Below are 25,524 nucleotides of genomic sequence, written 5' to 3' on the forward strand. Positions count from 1 at the left end.
GGGGGTCCTGGGGATTTTTTTCTTCCGCCAAACACGGCCGCAAACGGGGGGGGGTTTCTCCGCAATGGGTGGCAAGCCGGCCGCCGCGGGGGCGGCCGCCGACGCGGGCGTTCCGGCTCGGGACGCGGCCGTGGCGCGATCGACCGTGAGCAGAGCGCAGCCATCCGCGACTGGGCTCGCCGCAACGGGCACAACGTGTCGACGCGTGGCCGCATCCCGGCCGACGTGATCGACGCATTCCACGCGGCGACCTAGCAGACCTCAAACCGGCGCCCGGGCTCCAGGCCTGGGCGCCGGTTTGTCATTTCGCTGGGCGCGAAACAATCGACTGGCTGGTTGAGGAAACGAATTCGAACTTTGCGACGTTTATCCAGTTACAGCGCTCAACGCCGGTGGCAGTAGCAGGTGAGATTGGACCCGGAAAGACCGAGCGGTCCGCAGCGAAGAAGGCGCCGCAAGGTTAGGCCCGCCGGCAAGCCGACCATTACAGTGGAGACAGGTACGCGATTCCGGCCACAGGGGACCGGCACTGGGCCGCTAACAAGTTTGTACCGATGTTGAGGGAGAGCAGGTAACCCGATGTTTGAAAGATTTACCGACCGCGCACGGCGGGTCGTCGTCCTGGCGCAAGAAGAGGCCCGGATGCTCAACCACAACTACATCGGCACCGAGCACATCCTGCTGGGTTTGATCCACGAGGGTGAAGGCGTCGCGGCGAAGTCGCTGGAGTCCCTGGGCATCTCGCTCGAGGGCGTCCGCAGCCAGGTCGAGGAGATCATCGGCCAGGGGCAGCAGGCCCCGTCGGGACACATTCCGTTCACGCCCCGCGCCAAGAAGGTTCTGGAGCTGAGCCTGCGCGAGGCGCTGCAGCTCGGCCACAACTACATCGGCACCGAGCACATTTTGCTGGGCCTGATCCGCGAGGGTGAGGGCGTGGCCGCGCAGGTGCTGGTGAAGCTCGGCGCCGAGCTGACCCGGGTGCGCCAGCAGGTGATCCAGTTGCTGAGCGGCTACCAGGGCAAGGAGGCCGCGGAGGCCGGCACCGGTGGCCGCGGCGGCGAATCGGGCAGCCCGTCCACGTCGCTGGTGCTCGACCAGTTCGGCCGCAACCTGACGGCCGCCGCGATGGAAGGCAAGCTGGACCCGGTCATCGGCCGCGAGAAGGAAATCGAGCGGGTGATGCAGGTGTTGAGCCGGCGCACCAAGAACAACCCGGTGTTGATCGGCGAGCCCGGTGTCGGTAAGACCGCGGTCGTGGAAGGCCTCGCGCAGGCGATCGTGCACGGCGAGGTTCCCGAGACGCTGAAGGACAAGCAGCTCTACACGCTGGACCTGGGTTCGTTGGTGGCGGGCAGCCGCTACCGCGGTGACTTCGAGGAGCGCCTGAAGAAGGTGCTCAAGGAGATCAACACCCGCGGTGACATCATCCTGTTCATCGACGAGCTGCACACCCTGGTGGGTGCGGGTGCCGCCGAGGGCGCGATCGATGCCGCGAGCATCCTCAAGCCGAAGCTGGCCCGCGGCGAGCTGCAGACCATTGGTGCCACCACGCTCGACGAGTACCGCAAGTACATCGAGAAGGACGCCGCCCTGGAGCGCCGCTTCCAGCCGGTGCAGGTGGGCGAGCCGACGGTGGAGCACACCATCGAGATCCTCAAGGGTCTGCGCGACCGTTACGAGGCGCACCACCGGGTGTCGATCACCGACGGCGCGATGGTGGCCGCGGCCACCCTGGCCGACCGCTACATCAACGATCGGTTCCTGCCCGACAAGGCGATCGACCTGATCGACGAGGCAGGCGCCAGGATGCGGATCCGCCGGATGACCGCACCACCAGACCTGCGCGAGTTCGACGAGAAGATCGCCGAGGCGCGCCGGGAGAAGGAATCGGCGATCGACGCCCAGGACTTCGAGAAGGCGGCCAGCCTGCGCGACCGCGAGAAGCAACTGGTGGGCCAGCGTGCCGAGCGCGAAAAGCAGTGGCGCTCAGGCGATCTGGACGTGGTCGCCGAGGTCGACGACAATGAGATCGCCGAGGTGCTGGGCAACTGGACCGGTATCCCGGTGTTCAAGCTCACCGAGGCCGAGACCACCCGGCTGCTGCGCATGGAAGACGAGCTGCACAAGCGGATCATCGGCCAGGAGGACGCCGTCAGGGCCGTCTCGAAGGCGATCCGCCGCACCCGGGCCGGGCTGAAGGACCCCAAGCGCCCGTCGGGTTCGTTCATCTTCGCCGGCCCGTCCGGCGTGGGTAAGACCGAGCTGTCCAAGGCGCTGGCCAACTTCCTGTTCGGCGACGACGACGCGCTCATCCAGATCGACATGGGTGAGTTCCACGACCGGTTCACCGCGTCGCGGTTGTTCGGTGCGCCCCCGGGATACGTCGGCTACGAAGAGGGTGGCCAGCTCACCGAGAAGGTGCGGCGCAAGCCGTTCTCGGTGGTGCTGTTCGACGAGATCGAGAAGGCCCACCAGGAGATCTACAACAGCCTGTTGCAGGTGCTTGAGGATGGCCGGCTCACCGACGGGCAGGGCCGCACGGTGGACTTCAAGAACACGGTGCTGATCTTCACGTCGAACCTCGGCACCAGCGACATCTCCAAGCCGGTGGGCCTGGGCTTCACCCAGGGTGGCGGTGAGAACAACTACGAGCGGATGAAGCAGAAGGTCAACGACGAGCTGAAGAAGCACTTCCGCCCGGAGTTCCTCAACCGCATCGACGACATCATCGTCTTCCACCAGCTGACCCGCGACGAGATCATCCGGATGGTCGACCTGATGATCGAGCGCGTCGGCAAGCAGCTCAAGGCCAAGGACATGGCGATGGAGCTGACCGACAAGGCCAAGGCACTGCTGGCCAAGCGCGGCTTCGACCCCGTGCTGGGTGCCCGGCCGCTGCGGCGCACCATTCAGCGCGAGATCGAGGACCAGCTCTCCGAGAAGATCCTCTTCGACGAAGTCGGGCCCGGTCAGATCGTCACGGTCGACGTGGACAACTGGGACGGCGAAAGCTCCGGTGAGGACGCGACCTTCACCTTCACCGGTACCCGCAAGCCGCCGGCCGAGCCGGACCTGGCCAAAGCCGGGGCGCACAGCGCCGGTGACCCGGGGCCGGACGCGCAGTAGCGATCAGCACAAACGGGCGGTTGGTCTCCTTCGGGACCAGCCGCCCGTTTCGCTGCGTCCGCGGCGCTGATCACCGTTTGCCCGGCCAACGGCGGGGTTTACACTGACCGTTGTCATCGACGTTTAACGGAATCTGGTGAAAGTCCAGAACGGTCGCGCCACTGTCCAAAGTCAGACCCGAGACTCGTCACACCCAGCGGGGACGCGTTATCCCCAGAAGGAGTCGATTGTGTCCCACCCGCAGCTAACCGGCAGCCGCACCCGATCGGTCGATCTGTCGGCGGCAAGCACCGCGCTTTGGCTGGCGGCGACCGTCTTCCTCGCGTTGCTGGCGCTGTACTTCGTCGGCGTCGACCAGGGGGCGGTCTCGCTGTTCGGCAGCGACTCGCACGTGCACGAGTTCGTGCATGACGCGCGCCACCTCCTCGGCTTCCCCTGCCACTGATCCGTCTCGTGGAGAAACGCCTGATCGCGGGCGGTCTTCTGGCGGGCGCTGTCGGCGCGGTGCTGGCGTTCGTCTTCGCCCGCCTGTGCGCCGAGCCCGTCATCGGCCGCGCCATCGCTTTTGAAGACGGCCGCACCGACGCCGAGAATGCGCACGGCGTGCACGAGCACGGCGCCGAGTTGTTCACCCGCGGCGTGCAATCGGGCCCCGGGCTGGGGTTCGGCGTGCTGATCTTCGGTCTCGCCATGGGCGCGCTGTTCGCCGTGCTGTTCAGCGTGGTCTACGCGCGGACGCAAGTTGGTCAACCGCGGGCGCTTTCGTTGCTCCTGGCGGCCGGCGCGTTCGGGGCGGTGTACGTGGTGCCGTTCGTGAAGTATCCGCCCAACCCACCGGCGGTCGGGCAGGCCGACACGATCGGGGCGCGCACCGGCTGGTACCTGGTGATGGTGCTGGTGTCGGTGGTGCTGGCAATCGGCGCGGTGTGGCTGGCGCGGCGCCTCGTCGCCCGGTTCGGCGCGTGGAACGCACGGCTGCTGGCGGCCGGGGCGTATCTGGTGGTGATCGTCGTGGTGGCGTCGTTGCTGCCGGGCGTGGACGAGATCCCCGAGCCGCTGCGCGATGGCGCGGGCACGATCGTCTATCCGGGATTTCCCGCCGACGTCCTCTACGAGTTCAGGTTGCTGTCGCTGGCCACGCAGCTGGTGCTGTGGGCGGGTATCGGTCTGGTCTTCGCGACCATCAGCGGCCGGCTGCTCGGGGCACGGGAACCGCGCGGGCAGGCGTCGAGTATCGCGGCGTGACCGAGGTCGTCCGGCTGACCCTGTTCTCGCATGGCATGACGGATGCCTTGGCGGACGGGCGTTTTCCCACTGACGAACCGCTGAACGCGCTCGGCCGCCGCCAGGTTGAGGCGTTGGGCGGCCTCGCCGGTGCGGCGCTGCGTCAGCTGGCCGGACCCGAGCAGCGCACCCGGCAGACCGCGAAATTGCTTGGCCTGCAAGCCGATACCGAGCCGCGGTTGGCCGACCTCAACTGCGGACGGTGGCGCGGCGAGGCGCTTGCGGCCCTGCCGCCGGAGGAACTCGACGTGTGGCTGACCCAACCGGCCGCCGCTCCCCACGGTGGTGAGTCGATCACCGACCTGGTCTCCCGGGTTTCGCAGTGGCTGGAGTCGTTGACCGCCAACCCATTACGCACGGTGGCGGTGACGCACCCGGCGGTGAGCCGGGCGGCGATCGTGGCGGCGCTCGACATCGCCCCGGCATCGTTTTGGCGCATCGACGTCGCGCCGGCCGGCCGCATCGTCATGCATTTCCGGGCCGGCCGTTGGACGCTGCGCTTCTAGAGCCTCAGCGCGGGGCGATCAGCGCGAAGGCCTGTTTGGCCACCTTCAACATCCAGCTGGTCACGGTGGGCCCGTGATCGCGCGGCCAGTTCAGCTGAAAGCTCACCACCCACGGCTGCCGTGTGTTGTCGACGGCATACCAACTGAACGTCAAATCACCCGGCAGGCCACCGGCTTTCGCGCCGATGTAGGGCCAGACGTTGTGGTCGAGCTGGATACCCGCGACCGCGGAGAGGATCTCGCGCACCGGTGCGGCCTTGCCGACCGCGTCGGCCTGCAGTGCCGCATGGACCCGGCAGATGTCCTCGGCGTTGCCGTACCACTCCGCGCCGTAGGAGGACGCCGGCGAGTGAGCCCGCATCGGATCCGGGTCGTACGGCGTCGAATTCGCCTGCTCGAGCAGTCGCGCGCGGACTTGCGGTGACCCGTGCTCCCATTGGCCACGCAGATCGGGCCTGCCCCAGCCGACGGAGAACAACTCGTACATCGTCGGGAACGGGGTCATGCTGGCCGGGTCGTGATGGCCGGCCGTGGCGAGCGCTTCGGAGATGGCCTGCGTGCCCATCCTCCCGATCAGCAAGTCGGTCGCCATGTTGTCGCTGGTGGCGATCATCTTCTCGGCGGCGGTGCGCACCGAAACATGCGCTCCGGCAGGCAATGCCAACCCCGACGAGCCCACCGCCCGGCTCTTTTCGGTGACGGTCAGCTGATCATCCCAGGACACCGTTCCGTTCTTGATCGCGCCCGCCAGCGCATGCAACACGTACAGCTTGAAAATTGATGCCAGCGGCAAAGACTCGCGTGTGTTGGTGCCCGCCACCGGGTCGCAGTGGCCGTCGTTGACCTTGGCGACTTGATAGGAATAGCGCGCACCGGTCTTGCTCAACACCGCGTCGATGTCGTGCCACGAGTTGATCGTGGGCGCCTGGGTGTCGAGATCGAAGTGACCCACATATCCGCCGTCGTCGGTGTGAATTCGGATGTCTTGTCGCGCACCGTAGGACGAGGTCAGGTGCAGGGTCGCCACACTCGCGCCGAGGTCGACGCCGTTGAGCGTGAATGGACGGTCCCACCACAGCGCCTCCATGGTGGCTTCGACCGACTCGACCTTGTCGGGCGCGGCGAGGGTGCCCACCCCGACCGGCCCGATGGGCCAGTCCGAGTTGAGCATGTCCAGCGTCTGCTGGGCCCGGATGCCGGGCGGGGTCCGGGTGTCGATCTGCCGGCCCGGATTCGCCGCGTTCGCCTGCGGGGAGGGGTTAGGGGCGCAACCGGACGCCAATGTCACTACCAGTGCGGCGGCCGCGCTCAGCGTCAATGCGCGGCGCCAGGCCGATAGCCCGCTAGCCAGCCTGCTTGTTGCCGGCAACGTCCATCACAACCTCGAATTCCAGCAGCGAGGCCCCGGTCGCGACCGGCTTCGCCCGCTCACCGGAGTGCGCTTCGATGGCGGGCCCCTGCGCCCACGCCTGGAATGCCTCTTCGGACTCCCACTGGGTCACCACGAAGTAGCGGTTCTCGCCCTTGATGGGGCGGAGCAGCTGAAAGCCGAGGAAGCCGGGCTGATTGTCGACGGCGTGCGCCCGGTGGGCGAACCGCTTCTCCAGCTCCGGGCCGGCGTCGGCGGGTACCTCGATTGCGTTGATCTTCACCACTGGCGACATGCCGCTAGGCTACCCCGCCCATCCCCGTGCTCAAGCCCAGGGCGGTGCACGCAAGATGGTGCTATGCCCAGCCATCTGTTGACTTGCCACGGTGGAAACGGCGAGCCGGTGGTGCTGGTCCACGGCCTGATGGGGCGGGGAACCACCTGGCCGCGGCAGCTGCCGTGGCTGACCCTGCTGGGCACCGTGTACACCTACGACGCGTTGTGGCACCGGGGCCGCGATGTCGACGATCCGCACCCGATCAGTACCGAACGGTTCGTGGCCGATTTGGCCGACGCGGTGAGCACACTGGCGGTGCCGGTCAGGATGGTCGGGCACTCGATGGGCGCCCTGCATGCGTGGTGCTTGGCGGCCGAGCGACCCGAACTGGTTTCCGCCCTGGTACTCGAGGACATGGCGCCGGACTTCCGCGGCCGCACCACCGGCCCCTGGGAACCCTGGCTGCATGCACTTCCGGTCGAATTCGACTCCGCCGAACAGGTTTTCGCCGAGTTTGGGCCCGTCGCCGGCCAGTATTTCCTGGAGGCCTTCGACCGCACCGAAACCGGTTGGCGGCTGCACGGTCACACCGCGCGGTGGATCGAGATCGCCGCCGAATGGGGCACCCGGGACTACTGGGCGCAGTGGCGCGCGGTGCGCGCCCCCGCGCTGCTCATCGAGGCCGGCAATTCGGTAACCCCGCCGGGCCAGATGCAACGGATGGCCGAAAATACAAGCACCGCAACATATTTGAAGATTCCACAAGCCGGTCATCTGGTTCACGACGAGGCACCTCAGCGTTACCGTCAAGCCGTCGAGTCATTCCTCGCCGGCTAGGGCGAACCTGCCGTCGCGCGTCTGCGCCACCAAGCCGTCGGCCAGCAGCGAATACAGCGCGCGGTCTCGCTGTGCGGTATCGGTCAGCCACGCCACATCCAGTTCGGCGCGAGTCACCGGAGAATCGTTGGCGCGCAAGACATCCAGCAGCCGTCCGCGGACCTGGCGGTCGGTTCCGGCGTAGGTCTGAACGCGGCGGGCGGGCCCCTGCGCGGGGGGATAGCCGGCATGCCGCCACGCGCAGCGGCCGAGTGGGCACAGCCCACAGCGCGGCCCACGTGCCGTGCACACCGTCGCGCCCAGCTCCATCAGCGCCACCGAGAACGTCGGCGCCGTGCCGTCGGCGGGCAGCAGCGCCGACACGTCGGCGTGGTCGCGCGTCGCCGACGGTGCGCCCGCGTCGGCCAGGCCGTGCACCGCGCGCGCCACCACCCGGCGCACGTTGGTGTCCACCACCGGAACCGGCTGGCCATAGGCGAAGCAGGCGATCGCGCGAGCGGTGTAGCTGCCGACACCGGGCAGGGTCAGCAGGGTGTCGACGTCGTCGGGAACGACGTCGCCGTGATCCCGCGCGATCACGATGGCGCACTCGTGTAACCGCTTGGCCCGCCGCGGATAGCCCAGCTTGCCCCAGGCGCGCAGCACGTCGGCCGCGCTGGCGGCGGCCGTGGCCGACGCGGTGGGCCAGCGCCGCACCCAGTCCGTCCAGATCGGCAGCACCCGGGAGACCGGCGTCTGCTGCAGCATGAATTCGCTGACCAGGATCTGCCAGGCGCTGACTCCGGGCTCGCGCCACGGCAGATCGCGGCGCGCTGTTTCGTACCATCCCAGAAGTTCATCCGCCGGGATTCGAGGTCGGCTATCCACGGGCGACCGCGGCACAGCACAATGTGTGCCATGCCCAACACCACTCCGGCAACAGCATGGAAGACACTCAAAGAGGGTAACGAGCGATTCGTCGCCGGCCGTCCCGAGCATCCGAACCAAAGCGTCGAGCGCCGCGCGAGTTTGGTGTCCGGCCAGCAGCCGATCGCGGCGGTGTTCGCCTGCGCGGACAGCCGGGTGGCCGCCGAGCTCCTCTTCGACCAGGGGCTGGGCGACATCTTCGTGGTTCGCACGGCCGGGCAGGCGATGGACACGGCGGTCTTGGGCTCCATCGAGTACGCGGTGGCGGCGCTCAACGTTCCGCTCGTCGTCGTCGTCGGCCATTCCGGCTGCGGTGCGGTCAAGGCGGCCGTGGGAGCGATCGACGACGGCGCGGTACCCGGCGGTTTCGTGCGCGATGTGGTGGAACGCGTGGCCCCGTCGATCCTGGTGGGCCGTCGCGACGGCCTGAGCAGCGTCGACGAGCTCGAGAGGCGGCACGTAACCGAAACCGTCGCGCAGCTCGCGTCTCGATCGACGATCATCGCCGAGCGGTTGGCCGCGGGCACGCTGGCGATAGCCGGCGTCACCTATCAGCTGGCGGACGGGCGGGCCGAGCTGTCCGACCACACCGGCGACTTGGGCGAGTAAACAGCGGCAAACACGGATCGGGAAATCCCGGCCGCCCGGTCGCTACTACACGGCGGTTGGCCAGCAAACCTGGCGACACGCCGAGGCGGGTCAGCCGAATCGATGTGACCTGGGCCTACGCTGCGAACGTGCTCGATCTGGAACCGCGTGGCCCGCTACCCACCGAGATCTATTGGCGGCGCAGAGGCCTGGCCATTGGTATCGCGGTCGTCGTGATCGGGATCGTGGCCGCCATCGTCATCGCCTTCATGGGACACAGCGCGGGCGCCAAGCCCGCCAATGCCGACAAAGCCAGTGCCGCTCAGAACAAGCCGGGATCGCCTGCGCCCCAGGCGCCCCCACCGGTGGGACCCGAGGGCCCCGCTCCGGTGGTGCCGCCGGCGCAGGGGCAGAACCCCGAGACCCCCACCCCCACCGCCGCGGTGCAGCCGCCGCCGGTGCTCAAGGAGGGCGACGACTGCCCCGATTCGACGCTGGCGGTCAAGGGCCTCACCAACGCACCCCAGTACTTCATCGGTGACCAGCCGAAGTTCACCATGGTCGTCACCAACATCGGGCTGGTGGCCTGCAAGCGTGACGTCGGCGCCGCGGTGCTGGCGGCCTACGTCTACTCGCTGGACAACAAGCGGCTGTGGTCCAACCTGGACTGCGCGCCGTCCAACGAAACGCTGATCAAAACCTTCACGCCGGGCGAGCAGGTGACCACCGCGGTGACGTGGACGGGAATGGGTTCGGCGCCGCACTGCCCGCTGCCGCGGCCGGCGATCGGGCCGGGCACCTACAACCTCGTCGTGCAGCTGGGCAATCTGCGCTCGATGCCGGTTCCGTTCATCCTGAACCAGCCGCCACCGCCGCCGGGACCGGTGCCCGGGCCGGGTCAGCCGGGCGCCGTGCCGCAGCCCGAGGCGCCGCCGATGGCTCCGCCGCCCGCGGGCTGAGGCCCACTGCAGATCAGCACGCACCTAGTTCAATGAGTCGGTGATCGTCGACTCCGCCAGCTGCGACAGTCCTTCCCGCACATGGCGGGCCCACATCGCGCCGATGCCCTCGACCGATTGCAGGTCGTTGGCGCTGGCCGCCAGCACGTTCTGCAGCGTCCCGAACGAGCGGACCAGCAGGTCGGCGTGTGCGAACTGCAGGCGGGGAATGCCGGCCAGCGCACGGTAGCCGCGCGGGCTCACCGCCGAATCCTGCGCCTCGGTGGTCGTGGGATACCCGAAAACCTTTGCCAGGATGGTGAAGTCGAGCAGCTCGGCGTCCGACAGCGCGTCCAGCTCGTCGAGTGTGGCCGTCATCTGGACTTCGGACAGCGGCTCCGGGCTGGCGTGATAGTCGCGCACGATCAGTTCGCGGGCGTTGTCGTTGTCGCCCAGCAGCTCGTCGAGTTGCAGCCGCAGTTGGCGCCCGTCGGTGCCCAGTTCGACCACGTCGTTGTCGATCACCTGACCGATCCGCCGGACCAGCTCGAGCCGCTGCACCACCGTCATGACGTCGCGCAGCGTGACGAAGTCCTCGATCTCGGCGCGCGACAGCTGCCTGCTGACCTCGTCGAGCCTGATCTTGTACCGCTCCAGGGTGGCGATCGCCTGGTTGGCCCGCGACAGGATGGTCGCCGAGTCGGCCACCACGTGGCGCTCCCCGCCCACGTAGACGGTCACGATGTTCATCGAGTGGCTCACCGAGATCACCGGGTAGCCGGTCTGGATCGCGGCCCGCTCCGCGGAGCGGTGCCGAGTCCCCGACTCGTCGGTCGCGATGGACGGGTCCGGGACCAGCTGCACGTTGGCCCGCACGATGCGGCCGCCGTCGGTGGACAGCACGACGGCGCCGTCCATCTTCGCCAGCTCGCGCAGCCGGGTGGGCGCGTAGCGCACATCCAGCGCGAAGCCGCCGTCGCAGATGGCCTCGACGGCTTCGTCGTTGCCGAGCACGATCAGCGCGCCGGTGCGGCCACGCAGGATGCGTTCCAGGCCGTCACGCAGCCCGGTGCCCGGGGCCAGGCGGGCGACGGTTTCACGCAGGGTCGGACGAGTCACAGCGTGTCATTCTTCCGGCCCGACGCGTCATGCGTCCAGCCGTCGCAGGTTTGCGGGCCTGCCAGTGCGGTGGTCGGCGATGTCGATCATGTGCGCCAGGGCCGCCACGATGGTGGGCGCGGTGAGCGCGCGCATGCCGCGCGGCACGCCCTGACAGCCCGGCGGGACGAGCGCGATGCTGAACCCCTGGCGGGCGGCTTCGCTCAGGCGCCGCTCCATGCCGCTGACCCGCCGGAGATCTCCGGCCAGTCCCACCTCGCCGATCATCACCGCGGTGGTGGGCAACGGCAGATCCCCGAGCGCCGAAGCCAGCGCGACCGCGACCGCCAGATCCGACGACGGATCGGTCAGCCGCATGCCGCCGACGGTGGACAGGTAGATGTCGTTGGCCGCGACGGGCAACTTGGCGTGCTTTTCCAGCACCGCGGTGATCATCGCCGCCCGGGAATGGTCGATGCCGCTGACGGCGCGGCGCGGCGAGCCGCCCGTCGGCGCGGCCAGCAGCGCCTGCACCTCGCCGATGAGCGGTCGTTTTCCGTCGAGTGTCACCGTGATCGCGGTGCCGGGAACCGGGGCCGGACGCTGATCCAAGAACAGGTTCGACGGGTCGGCGACGCCTTCGATCCCGTTGTCGTGCAACAGGAAACACCCGACCTCGTCGGCCGCGCCGAACCGGTTCTTGATTCCCCGGACCATCCGCAGCGAGCCGTTGCGGTCGCCCTCGAAATGCAGCACCACGTCGACGAGATGCTCCAGGGAACGCGGCCCGGCGATGGCCCCGTCCTTGGTGACGTGTCCGACCAGGATCAGCGCGACCCCTTTGGTTTTGGCCGCGGCGGTCAGTGCCGACGTCACCGCGCGCACCTGGGTGACGCCGCCGGCGACACCGTCGGCCTCGGTGGTGGACATGGTCTGCACCGAGTCCACGATCACCAGCGCGGGCTTTACCGTGGCGATGTGCTCGAGCACCGTGTGCAGGTCGGATTCGGCGGCCAGGTAGAGCTCGTCGCCGCCGCAGCCGATGCGATCCGCGCGCAGCCGGATCTGGCCCGCGGACTCCTCACCGGAGATGTACAGCGCGCGACGGCCGGATTCCGCCCAGCGATGCGCGACCTCGAGCAGCAGCGTCGACTTACCCACGCCCGGGTCGCCGGCCAGCAGCGTGACCGAGCCGGGCACCACGCCGCCGCCGAGCACCCGGTCGAGTTCGTCTACGCCCGTCGTGCGGTGCTGGCTGGCATTGGGCTCGATGGAAGTGATCGGCACGGCTGGTGACGCCGCGGCCAGGCCGGCTCGGCGGCCGGCGACCGCACTGAGCACCGGGACCTCGTCCACGGTGCCCCAGGTGCCGCATTCCAGGCAGCGGCCAACCCATTTCGCGGTGACATGCCGGCATTCCGAACAGCGGTATTGGGAGCGCGCAGTTGCCACGTCATGACGGTATCGAGCCGCTACGACAAGCAGGTGTCACGACAGGCGGTTAGCCCGCCTGGTTTTGCTGCGGGGGCTTCAGCCCGGCCGCGATCGGCACTGCGACGGTGGCCTGTCCGGCCTTCTCGAAAGTGAAGGTGAAGTTGTAGGTGAGGCCATTGGAGATGGGCTTGGTCAGATCGACGGTCGCCTTGGCCGCGGCGGTGTTGGAACCCACCGGGCCCGGCGCTACCTTCTCACCCTCCGGCGTGCCGATGAACAGCGACCCGCCGGCGGGAAGCCGGGCGTCCCCGCTGACGGTCACCGTGCCGATGTCACTGGTGATGCCGACCAGCCTGTCGGGGGAATTCGGCGACTGGTTGACCGCCACCAGCACCAGGTCCACGGTCCGGCCCGGCTGCAGGTAGTCGCCGGTTTGGTTGGCCTGGATCCGGATGTCGCGCAGCGCCACGTTGTTGAACGTGACCTTGTTGCCGTTGATGGCCGGCTCCTGGACCGCCATCTGCGAGACCTGTCCGGCTCCGCAACCGCTGAGCAGAGCGGCCAGAACGGCCATCACGCCGGCGAGGGTGAGCGCGGGAAGGCCGAGGCGGATCTTGAAGCGGTTCACTCTCTCGAGCCTCCTGCTGAGCCGGTTCGACTGATGCAACTATGCACAGTAGTAGGAACGCCTCACGGGCGATAGCGCGGGGCGCCAGACCAGCGCAGGAGCGCCCGAACGGGCCACCGCAGAACCGCTTCCGGGGCGTTGGTAATGTGCTGCACTGCACGACTTGGTCCCCATGTCAACCCCTAATCTGCGCGTGTTGTGCCCCTGACCTGCATCGTTGCTTCGCGTGTAGTTAGACGGGCGTGTTAGGATTGAAGTAACGAAAGGGGCTCGAATCAGATGATCTTCAAGGTCGGCGACACCGTTGTTTACCCGCATCACGGTGCTGCGTTAGTCGAGGCGATCGAAACCCGGACGATCAAAGGGGAACAAAAAGAATATCTCGTCTTGAAGGTGGCGCAGGGCGACCTGACAGTTCGAGTTCCCGCAGATAACGCTGAGTACGTTGGCGTCCGCGACGTCGTCGGACAAGAAGGTCTCGACAAGGTTTTCCAGGTGTTGCGCGCACCGCACACCGAAGAGCCGACGAACTGGTCGCGCCGCTACAAGGCAAATCTCGAAAAGCTTGCTTCCGGCGATGTCAACAAGGTCGCCGAGGTAGTCCGCGACCTGTGGCGCCGCGACCAGGAGCGTGGGTTGTCGGCCGGCGAGAAGCGGATGCTGGCCAAGGCCCGCCAGATTCTGGTCGGTGAATTGGCGTTGGCCGAGAGCACCGACGACGCCAAGGCGGAGACCATCCTCGACGAGGTTCTGGCCGCCGCTTCCTGAAGGTCCTGACACTTCGGTGGTCCCGGAGACGGGCGTCTCGGGCAAAGTAGTCGCAATCGTCCCCGCCGCAGGGTCGGGCGAACGACTGGCCGCAGGAATTCCCAAGGCATTCTGTTTGGTTGACGGCCGCACGCTGCTGCAGCGCGCCGTCACCGGCTTGCTGGAATCCGGCGTGGTCGATCACGTCGTGGTGGCGGTTCCCGCCGACCGGATCGACGAGGCCGGCCAGGTTCTGGGCGCACCCGTCGACGCCGGACGCGCCACCGTCGTTGCCGGCGGACCCGACCGCACCGAATCCGTCAACTTGGCCCTCGCGGCCCTGCCGACGGCGGCGCCCGAGTTCGTGCTGGTACACGACGCGGCGCGGGCGCTGACGCCCCCGGCGCTGATCACCCGTGTCGTGGAGGCGCTGCGGGCGGGTCACGACGCCGTCGTGCCGGCGCTGCGCCTGCATGACACCATCAAGGCCGTGGACGCCAACGGGCTGGTCCTGGGGACGCCGGAGCGTGCCGGGCTGCGTGCCGTGCAGACTCCGCAGGGCTTCGCGACCGATCTGCTGTTGCGTGCCTACCGCGCCGGCGCCGGCATGGCCGGTTTCACCGACGACGCGTCGCTGGTCGAGCATGTCGGCGGCCAGGTCCAGGTGGTCGACGGCGACCCGCTGGCATTCAAGATCACCACCCAGCTCGATTTGGTGCTGGCCGAAACCGTCGTGCGCCGGTGAACGCCTCACTTCCCCTTCCCAGGGTCGGCCTGGGCGTCGACGTGCACCCGATCGAACGTGGACGGCCGTGCTGGCTGCTGGGTCTGCTTTTCGCCGACGCCGACGGCTGTGCAGGTCATTCCGACGGCGACGTGGGGGCGCACGCGCTGTGCGACGCGGTGCTGTCGGCGGCCGGTCTGGGCGACGTGGGTGCCGTGTTCGGGGTCGACGATCCGCGCTGGAAAGGGGTCAGTGGCGCCGACATGCTGCGCCACGTCGCGGATCTGACGTCGCACCACGGCTTCCGGGTCGGCAACGCCACCGTTCAGGTCATCGGGAACCGGCCGAAAGTCGGTCCCCGCCGCGCCGACGCGCAGCGGGTGCTGTCGGAATTGCTGGGCGCGCCGGTCTCGGTGTCGGCGACCACGACCGACGGGTTAGGGCTGACCGGACGCGGTGAGGGCCTGGCCGCCATCGCCACCGCGCTGGTCGTCCCCACCGGCTAAGCCCGCGCAGCGCCGGGCGCCGGGGAACTACCCGGTAAGCTGGCACGTCGTGACCGATCACGCCCGCTTGCGGCTACACGACACGGCGGCCGGTGCCGTGCGTGATTTCGTTCCGCTGCGCGAGGGTCACGTCTCCATCTACCTGTGTGGTGCCACCGTCCAGGGCCTGCCGCACATCGGCCACGTCCGCAGCGGGGTGGCCTTCGACATCCTGCGCCGATGGCTGATCGCGCGCGGCTGCGACGTCGCATTCATCCGCAACGTCACCGACATCGACGACAAAATCCTCAACAAGGCCGCCGCGGCGGGCCGGCCGTGGTGGGAATGGGCGGCCACCTACGAGCGCGCCTTCAGCGCCGCCTACGACGCGCTGGACGTGCTGCCGCCGTCGGCAGAGCCCCGGGCCACCGGCCACATCACCCAGATGGTCGAGTTGATGGGACGGCTGATCGAAACCGATCACGCTTACGCCGCGGGCGGCGATGTCTACTTCAACGTGCTCAGCTACCCGGAATACGGGCAGCTGTCCGGGCACAGGATCGACGACGTCCATCAGGGCGAAGGCGTGGCCACCTGCAAACGCGATCAGCGTGACTTCACGCTGTGGAAGGCCGCCAAGGCCGGCGAGCCGTCCTGGCCCACCCCGTGGGGCCGCGGCCGCCCGGGTTGGCACCTGGAATGCTCCGCGATGGCCCGCACCTATCTGGGTCCGGAATTCGACATCCATTGCGGTGGAATGGATCTGGTCTTCCCGCACCACGAGAACGAGATCGCCCAGAGCCGCGCCGCCGGCGACGGATTCGCCCGCTACTGGCTGCACAACGGCTGGGTGACGATGGGCGGCGAGAAGATGAGCAAATCGCTGGGCAACGTGCTGGCCATACCGGCGTTGCTGCAGCGTGTGCGCGCCGCCGAGCTGCGCTACTACCTGGGCAGCGCCCACTACCGGTCGATGCTGGAATTCTCCGACACCGCCCTGCAGGATGCGGTGAAAGCCTATGTCGGAGTTGAGGAATTCCTGCACCGGGTGCGGGTGCGGGTCGGCGGCGTCGAACCCGGGCAATGGACCCCACGATTCGCCGAGGCCCTCAACGACGACCTGGCCGTGCCGACCGCGCTCGCCGAAGTGCACCAGGCCCGCGCCGAAGGCAATCGGGCGCTGGACTCCGGCGATCACGAAGGCGCGCTGCGGCATGCCGGCGCGATCCGCGCGATGATGGGCATCTTGGGCTGCGACCCCCTCGACGAACGCTGGGAAACCCGCGACGAAACGTCGGCGGCGCTGGCCGCCGTCGACGTGCTGGTCCAGGCGGAGCTGGAGAACCGACAGAAGGCGCGCGAGGAACGCAACTGGGCACTGGCCGACGAGATCCGCGACCGGCTCAAGTACGCCGGCATCGAGGTCACCGACACCGCCGACGGGCCGCAGTGGTCGCTGCAGGCCGGTCCAGAAAGCCAGGGGCCAAAGTAGATGGCCGGCAACTCACGTCGCCGCGGGGCGATACGCAAAGAGGGCACCAAGAAGGGCCCCACCGTGGGTTCGGGCGGCCAGCGTCGCCGTGGGCTGGAAGGCCGCGGCGCCACCCCGCCCGCGCACATGCGCCCCAACCATCCGGCGGCCAAGCGCGCCAAGACGCAGAGCCGTCGGCCGGCGCGGGGCCGGACCGACGAAGCAGAGACGGTGCTGGGCCGCAACCCGGTACTGGAGTGCCTGAGGGCCGGGGTGCCGGCCACCGCGCTCTACGTGGCGCTGGGCACCGAAGCCGACGAGCGGCTCACCGAATCCGTCACCCGCGCAGCCGATTCGGGCATCTCCATCCTCGAGGTCCCGCGCACCGATTTGGACCGGATGACCAGCAACCACCTGCATCAGGGCATCGCCTTGCAGGTGCCGCCCTACAACTACGCCCACCCCGACGATCTGGTTGCCGCCGCGATCGCCTCGCCGCCGGCGCTGCTTGTCGCGCTGGACAACATCTCCGACCCCCGCAACCTGGGCGCCATCGTCCGTTCGGTGGCGGCATTCGGCGGGCACGGGGTGCTGATCCCGCAGCGGCGTTCGGCGTCGGTGACGGCGGTGGCCTGGCGCACCAGCGCCGGTGCAGCGGCCCGCATCCCGGTGGCGCGGGCCACCAATCTGACCAGGACACTGACGGATTGGGCCGGCCGAGGGCTGCGGGTGATCGGACTGGACGCAGGCGGTGGCACCACGCTCGACGACATAGACGGTAGCGATCCGCTGGTGGTCGTCGTGGGATCGGAAGGCAAGGGGCTGTCGCGGTTGGTGCGGCAGAACTGCGACGAAGTTGTGTCCATCCCGATGGCGGGGAACACCGAATCGCTGAACGCGTCGGTGGCAGCCGGGGTGGTACTCGCCGAAATCACGCGCCAGCGCAGAAGTTAACTCCGGTGCCCGGCCGAACCGCGCGCCTTCGTGCCGTGCTGGTGGTGCTGCTGGCCGTCGTGGTGTCGCCCGTCGGCGCGGCCCGGGCCCAACCGCCCGAATTCGACCTTCAGGCCCATCGCGGCGGGCGCGGGGAGACCACCGAGGAGTCCCTGCGTGCGTTCGCCAAGGCGCTCGAATTGGGCGTCAGCACATTGGAACTCGACATCGTCCTCACCAAGGACGCTCAACCGCTGGTGTGGCACGACCCGACGATACAGGCCGACAAATGCGCCGACACCGCGCCGGCGTTCGCCGGTGACCCGCAGTATCCGTACGTCGGCAAGCTCGTGCACGAGCTCACCCGGGAGCAGGTCGAAACCCTGGACTGTGGCCGACCGCTGGGTGACTATCCCCGGGCCGAAGTGGTGCGGGGCAACAAGATAGCCACGCTGCCACAGGTTTTCGCGCTCGTAGACTCCTACCGCGCCGACGCGATGCGCTACAACATCGAAACCAAGGTGGAGGCCGACCGGCCCGGGGCATCGGCGCAGCCGCAGGAGTTCGTCGACGTGATACTGGCCGCGGCCAGGTCCGCGGGCAAGGTCGACCGGGTGGAGATCCAGAGCTTCGACTGGAGCGCCCTGCCGCTGGTGCGGCGCGCCGAGCCGTCCATTCCGTTGGTGGCCCTATACGACGAGCACACCTGGGCGCCGGACTCGCCATGGCTGGCCGGTGTGAACCCGGCTCTCGTCGGCGATCCCCTGATCGGCGCCCGGCTGGTCGGCGCCGGCATCATCTCACCGGACTACCGGCTGGTCACCGGCGAGCCCTATGTTGACCGCGCGCATGCGTTGGGGCTCAAGGTGATTCCGTGGACCGTGGACGACGCCGCCGCCATGCGCCGGCAGATCGGCTTTCGTGTCGACGGCATCATCACCGATTATCCGACGCTGTTGCGCGGCGTGCTCGCCGAACTCTCGATGCCGTTGCCGCCGGCCTACCGGCGAGACTAGCCGGCTACGCTGCCGGTCAGCTCGCCGTTCGCGCGAGCCGGCTGCTCGTCACGGCGTCGCGGTCGGCGACGGTTGGCCAGGGCGGCGCGCCACATCATGCCCGGGCGCAGCAGCCTGGCAGCGGGATCGATGAGCGCGGTGACCCGCACGAACCGTTCGACCGCGACGGGGTCGTATTCGGTCGCGGTGAGTATGCGATCGATGTATCCGTTGAGCAGCCGGGTGAGCAGCGGCGGCGTGCCCTCGATTTCGGGTAGGCACAGGTCGGGGTTGGCCGACAGTTCCCACGCCTGGCGGATCGGCACCGTGGCGGTGCGGAAGAATCGAAGCGCCAAATCCCTTGTGCCGCCTGATAAGCAGTCACGCAGCGCCAAGGCCTCCAGCGCGGCCACCGTCATGCCCTGACCATAGATCGGGTTGAAACTGCAGATCGCGTCGCCGACGACCAGCAGGCCTTCCGGAAAGCGTTGCATCCTGTCGTAGCGGCGCCACTGGCTGGACGGTTGGCCGTGTCGGGTGGGCTCCCCGATGGGTTCGGCGGCCCGGACCGCGGCCAGCAGCTGGGCCGGTGCGCAGTCCTCGACGAACTCGCACATCGACGCCAGGTCTGCGGGCGGCGCGTGACCCCCGATGCCGTAGACGGTGAACATCCACGTGTCGTTCTCGCAATGCAGCATGCCCACCCCGCGCGGCCGGCCGGGCACGGCTCCAACGATGAAACCGAGTTCGTGCAGGACATCCGGTGCCATACGCAGTAATTGGCTCACGTAGGTCAGGTGTACCGGGACGTGCATCTCGGTCGGGCGTGCGTAGCCCAGGGCCTGCAGCCATGCCGGGGTGCGGGCGCCGCGTCCGGTGGCGTCGACGACCAACTCCGCGCTCAGCGTGATGTCTTCGCGGGTGCGACGGTTGACTACCTGTGCGCCGGTGACTCGGCGGCGGTCTGGTGTCGTGGTCAAGTCCACGATGTCGTGGTCGTCGAGCAGCGTGACGTTGGCGATGCGGCGCAGGCGCGCGCGGACATGCTCCTCGAGGAAGGGCCGGGTGGCGAGATGGACGGCGAACGAGTGAGCCGCGCCCGATCGCACCATCAGGTGCCCGCCCAAGTCGTAGTGCACCCGGGAAAGGTCGCGGCCATCCATGTGCTGCGCGCCGTCGAGGACCAGCTGATCGAGGATGCCGGGGAACAATTCCTCGAGTACCTGCCCACCGCGGGGCAGCAGACCGTGAAGGTGCCGGCCCTGCGGCACACCCCGACGAGCCGTGGCCGTTTCGGGACGGATGTCCGGCAGCGAATCGCGCTCCACCACCGTGACGTTGTCGAAGAACTCGCTCAGCGATCGCGCGGCCAGCAGACCGGCCATGCTCGCTCCGAATACCAGCGCATGATTTCCGACCTGTGCCATAGCCCACCGCCTGTGCTGAGCGCCTATCCGACGAAACCCATGCTCATGGCCGGCGACGCGGGCCGACAGCGTAGTCGACTACGTCATTGCTGCGGTGCGGCTACACATCAGGTCACCTAAACGCCGACAAAGCCTCCCATCCGATGCGTGCGCGCCGTTATAGTCGCCGAGTGATCGGCGCCGAGCCGCTGACCGGGCGCGACAGCGAATTGGGAATCATTCGCCGCGCCCTGAGTGCGGGCGGCCACCACACGGGCGTCGTGATCGCCGGAGCCGCCGGCGTGGGTAAGACCTGGCTCGCCCACGAAGTGCTGCGGCGCGCCGAGGCGTCGGGGGAGCGAACGCAATGGATCGTCGGCACCGACTCGGCGCAGACTCTGCCCCTGGGGGCGTTCATCGGCGCGATGACCGAGGCTATGAACGAGGCACAGTCGGATCCGCTGACCGACGTGCGCCGAGTCATCAATTCGTTTGTGGCACAACAGCGTCAGCGCCGTGTGTTGATCGGAGTCGATGACGCGCACCTGCTGGACAGACTGTCTGCGCTCGTCGTCCACCAGCTGGCGCAGTCGGGTGGGGTCCGGCTGGTGGTCACCGTCCGCACCGGCAGCGACGAACCGGATGCGGTGACGGCGTTGTGGAAAGACGGGCTATTGGAAAGGCTTGATCTCAAACCGCTTTCGGCCGCCGCCACACGCGAGGTCATCGAGAACAGGCTGGACGGTCCGGTCGATGCGCGCACCGCTACGCGGTTCCAAAAGCTGACCGGTGGGAACGCCCTGTTCCTGAGGCAGCTGCTGGCCGATCAGGTGGCGGCCGGCCGGATGCGTAAAACGGCCGGGGTATGGATGTGGGACGGCGATGTCGCGGTCTCGGCGAGCCTGTCCGACACGGTGGGCCGTCAGATGGGTCGACTCAGCCCACGGGTGGCGATGGTGATCGACACGTTGTCGCAGTGTGAGCCGCTGGCCGTGGAGGTGCTGTGCGATGTGGCGCGGCGCAGCGAACTGGCGGCGGCCGAGCAGATGGGTCTGGTGAGTATCGAACGCACCGGCGCCGGGCTGACGGCCAGGCTGGCCCACCCGCTGTTCGGTGAGCTGCGCCGCGCCAGCGCCGGCGAGCTGTATCTGTCCGAAATCCGGGGCAGGCTGGCGACGCGGCTGGGCGACGCGGGCGACGCCGACATGCAGGCCACGGTGCGCCGCGCGCTGCTGCGTCTCGAGTCCGACCTCGATCCCGACCCCGAGCTGTACCTGGAATCGGCACGCCACGCGATGACCCTGCTGGATCTGGATCTGGCCGACCGGTTCGCCACCGCCGCCACCCAAGCCGGTGCTCCCGGGGCGGCGGGGGTGCGGGCAATGAACCTGGCGTTGCTGGGGCGGGGCGAGCCCGCCGAGTCGGCGCTGCGCGCGATGGCTGACCGCGACCTGCCCGACGGCCATCACTGGGCGACGGTGCGGGCGGCCAACCTGATGTGGAACCTCTTCAACCCCAAGGACGCGGCGGAGATCCTCGACGGCCTTGCCTCGACCAATTCCGAGACCCCGGCCCAACGGGCGGAGCGGTTGGCGGTGCAGGCGTGCCTGGATGCGGTGGCGGCGCGCTGTGAGTGCGCGGCCGAAAATGCCCGGGCCGCCCTGGGCTTCCCCGAACTGCCCGGCTTCCACGCGATGATGGCGTCGCTGGCGTTGATCATGGCGATGGGGGCGCTGGGTCAGGTCGATGAGCTCGGCGGCGTCGCCGAGCAGGCGCTGCGGCGTGCGACGACGTCGTTTCAGGCATCGCATATGCGGTTCTGGTTCGGGGCCGTCTACGGACGCGCCTGCCGGTTGACCGGCCGGATCGATGAATTCGTCAGGACGGCAGGGCAACTGGCCGATTCGTCCCGTGACATTCCGGGCCTGGCGTATGCGAACCTGGCCTTGCTCTCGGGCAACGCCGAGCTGGCTCGCGGTGCCGTCGCCGAGGCCGCCAGGCTGGTGCATGAGGCGGTGGCCGGGGTGCAAACACACGGTGTGACAACGGGTTTGCGGCCGGCGAGCTACTTCGCGTTGGCCGAGGCGCACGCCAAGCTCGGACAAGTCGGCGAAGCGAACGACGCGGTGGCGGCGGCGCGGTCGTGTGTGCCGGCCGACTTTCTGTTCATGCATACCGGCTTGTCTCTGGCCCACGGGTGGGCGTTGGCGGCAAGCGGCCGGTTGGGTGAGGCCGTGGCATCCGTGCGGGAGGCGGCGCGGCTTGCCCGCGACCGCGGCCAGCCCACCCACGAGCTGGCCTGCATTCAGGCGGCCTCGCAATGGGGCGATGCCTCGCAAGCCACACGAGCGCGGGAGCTGGCCGACGCGTTGTCGCTGCCGCTGGCCGACGCCGTCGCATCGCATACGAAGGCGCTGTCGGCCTGCGACGGTGAGGGCCTGCTGGCGGCGTCGGCGGCGTACCGGGCGATCGGGGACCGGGTCGCGGCCGCCGATGCGGCCGCGCAGGCCTCGGTGGTGTTCGACGAAGCCCAACGCCATCGCCGCGGCGTACACGCCGCGGCGGTGGCCAGGGAACTGGCCGACGAGTGCGGTGGCTTGCACACGCCGGCGTTGCACACCCCGACGGGCCTGAAGTTGGCCGGCCGCCAGCGCGATGTCGCCGAACTCGTGGTGGCCGGTCTGTCCAACCGCGAGATCGCCGAGAAGCTGGTGATGTCGGTGCGCACCGTGGAGGGCCACGTGTACCGGGCCTGCCAGCGGGTGGGCGCGCAGTCGCGTGAGGAGCTGGCGTCGATCATTCGAGCTGGCCCGTGCGGCTCGCGCACGCTCTAGAGGCCCAGCAGCCGCGCCGAGGCCCACAGCCCGAGCACCGCCACCGCCAGCGACGCGGGCACGGTGCACACGCCGAGGCGGGTGTATTCGCCGACGCCGGCGTCGACGTCGTGCTGGCGTAACACGCGCCGCCACAACAAGTTCGACAGTGATCCGACGTAGGTCAGGTTGGGGCCGATGTTGACCCCGATCAGCACCGCCAGCACCGCCACCGGCCCACTCGGCGCAACCAGCGGCAGCAGCACCAGGGTGGCCGGCAGGTTGTTGACGACGTTGGCCAGCACGGCGGCTAGCGCGGCGACGGCGAGCAACGCGGGCAGGCCCGAACCCGACGGCAGCACGGCCGACATCGCCCGGTCCATCCCGTTGAGCATGACCGCCTGCACCACGACGCCCAGCGCCAGCACGAACACCAGGAACGACACGTTCACCGAACGCACGATGTCGGACACCGAGGTGTGCCGATGGCGCAGGCTGCGCACCGCCAGCGCCGCTGCGCCGCACAGCGCCACCCAGGCGGGCGCGACGTCCACGGACTGGGCGACCGCGAACCCGGCAAGCGTCAGCGCCACGACCACCAACACGAACACCGGTGGGCGCGGTGGCGCGCCCAGCTGCTCCGGGTCGGGCTGCACCCGCAGGTCCTTGGCGAAGAACCACCGGAAGATCACGTAGAGGACGGCCACCGCGCCTACCCAGGGCGCCGCCATCACGAGGGTGAACTTGGTGAACGAGATGTTGGCGGTGTGGAAGGCCAGCAGGTTGGTCAGGTTCGACACCGGCAGTAACAGCGAGGCGCCGTTGGCCAGATGGGCGGTGGCGTAGGCATACGGCCGCACCCGGGTGCGCTGGCGCCGGACGGCCGCCAGGACCACCGGGGTCAGCAACACCACGGCGGCGTCCAGGCTCAGCACCGCGGTGATCACCGAGGCGATGACGAACACCCGACGCAGCAGGCCGCCCGAGCCGACGCGCCCCCGCGTGATCGCCGCGCCCGCCGCCTCGAACAGGCCCTCGTCGTCGCACAGCTTGGCCAGCACCAGCACCGCACCCAGGAATGCCACCACCCCGGACAGGTCGGCGATCTGCTTTTCCGCCTGATGGACCGAGATCGCACCGATCGCGATCAGGATCAGGGCCGCCGGGACGGCCACCAGCGCCTCGGGCCAGCCCCCGGGGCGCGCGACGGCGAACGCGAGGACAACAGCAAGCAGCAACAGCGCAAGCGTCAGGGCCAACGTCTGAACCGTTTCACTTCCAAGGGTCTTCGCGCCGCCACACCGTGGGCAGGTGCACCGCGACACCGTCGCGTGCGGCCAGCTCGTCGAGGACGCGGACGGAGACGTTCAAGTCGTCGCCGGCATAGGGCAAGGCCCGCAACGGTTTTGTCTGCGGGCGGAAGAAGTCGTCCCAGTGAATGAGGATCACCCGGCGGGCGCCCACCGCGCGCACGGTCTCGGTCCAGTAGTCGACCAGGTATGACCGCGGCTGCAACCCCAGCTGCCCGACGGACAGATACACGGCGTCGGCGCGGTGACCGGCCAGGGCGCCCCTGACGAAGCCGGCACTGCCCTGGATCAGCAGCCGCCGCCCGGTCGGCCGGTGGTGCACGAGCGTCGACCAGGACTCCCCGCAGCGGTACGCCGACGCTTTCACCGGCGGGGTCACCGGTTCGCCGATGACGCCGGGAAACCGGTCGGGCGGGCAGTGGTGCGATTCGATCAGGGTGATGTCGTAGGCGCCCAACCGAATCGGTTCGCCGTCGACCGCGACGACGATCCGGTTTTCCGGCAGCCCGTATCCGCGCCCGATATTGGCCGCGGATTGCCCGCCGACCAGCTGCGCGCCGGTGCGGTCGGCAACCAGTGCGGAGTCCAGCACGTGGTCGATGTGGGTGTGCACCGGAATGACCGCCGCCAGGCGCGACACCTTGGCCCGGGCCAGGCATCCGTCGACGCGGGCCGGCGAGGGCGCCACCTTGCCCGCCGCGATCTTGGCCAGGCTCGGCCGGGAGAAGTAGCCGTCGGTCATCAACGCCGACGCGCCGTCGTCGATCAGCAGGGTCGCCACGCCCATCCAGGTCACCGCGAGCGCGCCGGGTTCGGCGGCGGGCGCGTCGAACCGGTCCGTGTACCGCGCGATGTCGGGGCGTCCGAGCTTCAACCGCATCAGCAGAAGGCCCTGATGTCGGTGCCGGCCGCCTCGAGGCGGCCGCGAACGGCGGTGGCGATCTGCACCGCGCCCGGCGAATCGCCATGCACGCACACCGATTCCACGCTCAGGGTGAGCGCGGTACCGTCGATCGCGGTGACCTGCCCCGAGTCGACCATGCTCGCCACCCGGTCGGCGATCGCCGCCGGGTCTGCCAGCACCGCGCCCTGCTCGCGACGGGACACCAGCCGGCCGTCGGGCCGGTAGGCCCGGTCGGCGAAAGCCTCTGCGACCGTGCGTAAGTCGCGCCGGGCTGCTTCGTCGAAGAACGCTGAGCCCGCCGTGCCCAGCACCGGCAACCCGGCGTCCACCAGGCGCACCGCCTCGGCCACGGCGGCAGCCTGTTCGGTATGGGTCACGATCGTGTTGTACAGCGCGCCATGCGGTTTGACGTAGGACACCGTCGAACCGGCCGCGTGCGCCACCGCCTGCAGCGCGCCGATCTGGTACACCACGTCGGCGATGAGGTCCTCGGTGGTGACATCGATGAAGCGCCTGCCGAACCCGGCGAGGTCGCGATAGCTCACCTGCGCTCCGATGCGGACCCCACGCCGGGCTGCCGACCGGCATACCCGCAGCAGGCCCGCGGGGTCGCCGGCATGGAAACCGCACGCGACGTTGGCGCTGGTGACCAGGCCGAGCATGGCGTCGTCGTCACCCAGGCGCCAAACGCCGAAGCCCTCGCCCAGGTCGGCGTTGAGGTCGATACCGGCCACCCGCTCAGCTT

Annotated in this window: 24 protein-coding genes and 1 pseudogene; 15 read left to right on the forward strand and 10 right to left on the reverse strand. The window is 68.9% G+C overall.

What is annotated here, in order from left to right; genetic code table 11:
* The 5 genes and pseudogenes from lsr2 to A5782_RS09710 all read left to right on the forward strand — a co-directional run.
* Positions 1–255: pseudogene (gene lsr2, locus A5782_RS25330) on the forward strand (histone-like nucleoid-structuring protein Lsr2); the annotation flags it as partial.
* Between the two features lie 324 nt (positions 256–579).
* Positions 580–3,126, forward strand: a complete 2,547-nt coding sequence (gene clpC1 / locus A5782_RS09695) for an ATP-dependent protease ATP-binding subunit ClpC (RefSeq protein ID WP_067098625.1) — start codon at positions 580–582, stop codon at positions 3,124–3,126.
* A gap of 229 nt (positions 3,127–3,355) precedes the next feature.
* Positions 3,356–3,571, forward strand: a complete 216-nt coding sequence (locus A5782_RS09700) for a CbtB domain-containing protein (protein WP_066991765.1) — start codon at positions 3,356–3,358, stop codon at positions 3,569–3,571.
* A gap of 8 nt (positions 3,572–3,579) precedes the next feature.
* The gene (locus tag A5782_RS09705; RefSeq protein ID WP_067098628.1) at positions 3,580–4,371 is read left to right on the forward strand and encodes a CbtA family protein; all 792 of its coding nucleotides are present in this window, start codon (positions 3,580–3,582) and stop codon (positions 4,369–4,371) included.
* Positions 4,368–4,916: a histidine phosphatase family protein gene (locus tag A5782_RS09710; protein ID WP_067098631.1), complete on the forward strand. Its 549-nt coding sequence runs from the start codon at positions 4,368–4,370 to the stop codon at positions 4,914–4,916. Before A5782_RS09705 ends, A5782_RS09710 begins: the two co-directional genes overlap by 4 nt.
* A 4-nt stretch (positions 4,917–4,920) precedes the next feature.
* Here A5782_RS09710 and A5782_RS09715 read toward each other — a convergent pair whose 3' ends face one another.
* Both A5782_RS09715 and mhuD read right to left on the reverse strand, forming a co-directional pair.
* Complete coding sequence (locus tag A5782_RS09715; protein WP_067098633.1) at positions 4,921–6,285, reverse strand: serine hydrolase; 1,365 nt, start codon at positions 6,283–6,285, stop codon at positions 4,921–4,923.
* Positions 6,260–6,580 carry a mycobilin-forming heme oxygenase MhuD gene (gene mhuD, locus A5782_RS09720; RefSeq protein ID WP_007772332.1) on the reverse strand — a complete coding sequence of 107 codons (321 nt, stop codon included), beginning with the start codon at positions 6,578–6,580 and terminating at the stop codon, positions 6,260–6,262. Before mhuD ends, A5782_RS09715 begins: the two co-directional genes overlap by 26 nt.
* A 63-nt stretch (positions 6,581–6,643) precedes the next feature.
* Here mhuD and A5782_RS09725 point away from each other — a divergent pair, with 63 nt between their 5' ends.
* Positions 6,644–7,399 (forward strand): alpha/beta fold hydrolase, encoded by a 756-nt coding sequence (locus tag A5782_RS09725; protein WP_067098636.1) that lies wholly within the window; start codon positions 6,644–6,646, stop codon positions 7,397–7,399.
* Here the strand turns inward: A5782_RS09725 and A5782_RS09730 are convergent.
* Positions 7,382–8,281 carry an A/G-specific adenine glycosylase gene (locus tag A5782_RS09730; RefSeq protein WP_067098639.1) on the reverse strand — a complete coding sequence of 300 codons (900 nt, stop codon included), beginning with the start codon at positions 8,279–8,281 and terminating at the stop codon, positions 7,382–7,384. The genes A5782_RS09725 and A5782_RS09730 overlap by 18 nt on opposite strands.
* A gap of 15 nt (positions 8,282–8,296) precedes the next feature.
* Here A5782_RS09730 and A5782_RS09735 point away from each other — a divergent pair, with 15 nt between their 5' ends.
* Entirely contained in the window at positions 8,297–8,914 is a 618-nt protein-coding gene (locus A5782_RS09735) for a carbonic anhydrase (RefSeq protein WP_067098642.1), read from the forward strand.
* A gap of 128 nt (positions 8,915–9,042) precedes the next feature.
* Complete coding sequence (locus tag A5782_RS09740) at positions 9,043–9,852, forward strand: hypothetical protein (RefSeq protein WP_156623869.1); 810 nt, start codon at positions 9,043–9,045, stop codon at positions 9,850–9,852.
* A gap of 24 nt (positions 9,853–9,876) precedes the next feature.
* On the opposite strand, the gene disA is transcribed toward A5782_RS09740, so the two are convergent.
* From disA to A5782_RS09755, 3 genes are read right to left on the reverse strand one after another with little or no spacing between them, the layout of a single operon-like run.
* Positions 9,877–10,950, reverse strand: a complete 1,074-nt coding sequence (gene disA, locus A5782_RS09745; protein ID WP_067098648.1) for a DNA integrity scanning diadenylate cyclase DisA — start codon at positions 10,948–10,950, stop codon at positions 9,877–9,879.
* Positions 10,951–10,977: 27 nt separating this feature from the next.
* Entirely contained in the window at positions 10,978–12,381 is a 1,404-nt protein-coding gene (gene radA / locus A5782_RS09750; protein ID WP_067098651.1) for a DNA repair protein RadA, read from the reverse strand.
* Between the two features lie 49 nt (positions 12,382–12,430).
* Positions 12,431–12,991 carry a hypothetical protein gene (locus tag A5782_RS09755; protein WP_067098654.1) on the reverse strand — a complete coding sequence of 187 codons (561 nt, stop codon included), beginning with the start codon at positions 12,989–12,991 and terminating at the stop codon, positions 12,431–12,433.
* Between the two features lie 279 nt (positions 12,992–13,270).
* On the opposite strand from A5782_RS09755, the gene carD reads away from it, so the two are divergent.
* The 6 genes from carD to A5782_RS09785 are packed head-to-tail and all read left to right on the forward strand — an operon-like array spanning position 13,271 to position 18,367.
* Positions 13,271–13,759, forward strand: coding sequence for an RNA polymerase-binding transcription factor CarD (gene carD / locus A5782_RS09760; RefSeq protein ID WP_007166539.1), 489 nt, complete (start codon positions 13,271–13,273; stop codon positions 13,757–13,759).
* 16 nt (positions 13,760–13,775) lie between these two features.
* Positions 13,776–14,483, forward strand: coding sequence for a 2-C-methyl-D-erythritol 4-phosphate cytidylyltransferase (gene ispD, locus A5782_RS09765; protein ID WP_067098657.1), 708 nt, complete (start codon positions 13,776–13,778; stop codon positions 14,481–14,483).
* Positions 14,480–14,968, forward strand: coding sequence for a 2-C-methyl-D-erythritol 2,4-cyclodiphosphate synthase (gene ispF / locus A5782_RS09770; protein WP_067098660.1), 489 nt, complete (start codon positions 14,480–14,482; stop codon positions 14,966–14,968). Before ispD ends, ispF begins: the two co-directional genes overlap by 4 nt.
* Before the next feature lie 49 nt (positions 14,969–15,017).
* Positions 15,018–16,439, forward strand: coding sequence for a cysteine--tRNA ligase (gene cysS / locus A5782_RS09775; protein WP_067098664.1), 1,422 nt, complete (start codon positions 15,018–15,020; stop codon positions 16,437–16,439).
* Positions 16,440–17,372, forward strand: coding sequence for a 23S rRNA (guanosine(2251)-2'-O)-methyltransferase RlmB (gene rlmB / locus A5782_RS09780; protein WP_067098669.1), 933 nt, complete (start codon positions 16,440–16,442; stop codon positions 17,370–17,372).
* 41 nt (positions 17,373–17,413) lie between these two features.
* A complete protein-coding gene (locus A5782_RS09785) occupies positions 17,414–18,367 on the forward strand; it encodes a glycerophosphodiester phosphodiesterase (protein ID WP_369815610.1) in 954 nt (317 codons plus the stop codon).
* Here the strand turns inward: A5782_RS09785 and A5782_RS09790 are convergent.
* A complete protein-coding gene (locus A5782_RS09790; RefSeq protein WP_067098673.1) occupies positions 18,364–19,773 on the reverse strand; it encodes an NAD(P)/FAD-dependent oxidoreductase in 1,410 nt (469 codons plus the stop codon). The genes A5782_RS09785 and A5782_RS09790 overlap by 4 nt on opposite strands.
* A 170-nt stretch (positions 19,774–19,943) precedes the next feature.
* Here A5782_RS09790 and A5782_RS09795 point away from each other — a divergent pair, with 170 nt between their 5' ends.
* Positions 19,944–22,586 carry a LuxR C-terminal-related transcriptional regulator gene (locus tag A5782_RS09795; protein WP_067098677.1) on the forward strand — a complete coding sequence of 881 codons (2,643 nt, stop codon included), beginning with the start codon at positions 19,944–19,946 and terminating at the stop codon, positions 22,584–22,586.
* On the opposite strand, the gene A5782_RS09800 is transcribed toward A5782_RS09795, so the two are convergent.
* From A5782_RS09800 to A5782_RS09810, 3 genes are read right to left on the reverse strand one after another with little or no spacing between them, the layout of a single operon-like run.
* Positions 22,583–23,824: an SLC13 family permease gene (locus tag A5782_RS09800; protein WP_067098681.1), complete on the reverse strand. Its 1,242-nt coding sequence runs from the start codon at positions 23,822–23,824 to the stop codon at positions 22,583–22,585. The genes A5782_RS09795 and A5782_RS09800 overlap by 4 nt on opposite strands.
* A 13-nt stretch (positions 23,825–23,837) precedes the next feature.
* Positions 23,838–24,755: an MBL fold metallo-hydrolase gene (locus A5782_RS09805; protein ID WP_067098685.1), complete on the reverse strand. Its 918-nt coding sequence runs from the start codon at positions 24,753–24,755 to the stop codon at positions 23,838–23,840.
* Positions 24,755–25,513 (reverse strand): LamB/YcsF family protein, encoded by a 759-nt coding sequence (locus tag A5782_RS09810; RefSeq protein WP_067098688.1) that lies wholly within the window; start codon positions 25,511–25,513, stop codon positions 24,755–24,757. The genes A5782_RS09805 and A5782_RS09810 overlap by 1 nt, the downstream gene beginning before the upstream one ends.
* Positions 25,514–25,524 lie beyond the last annotated feature (11 nt).

The organism is Mycobacterium sp. 852002-40037_SCH5390672 (assembly GCF_001665875.1).
In the GTDB taxonomy this organism is placed as follows: Bacteria; Actinomycetota; Actinomycetes; order Mycobacteriales; family Mycobacteriaceae; genus Mycobacterium.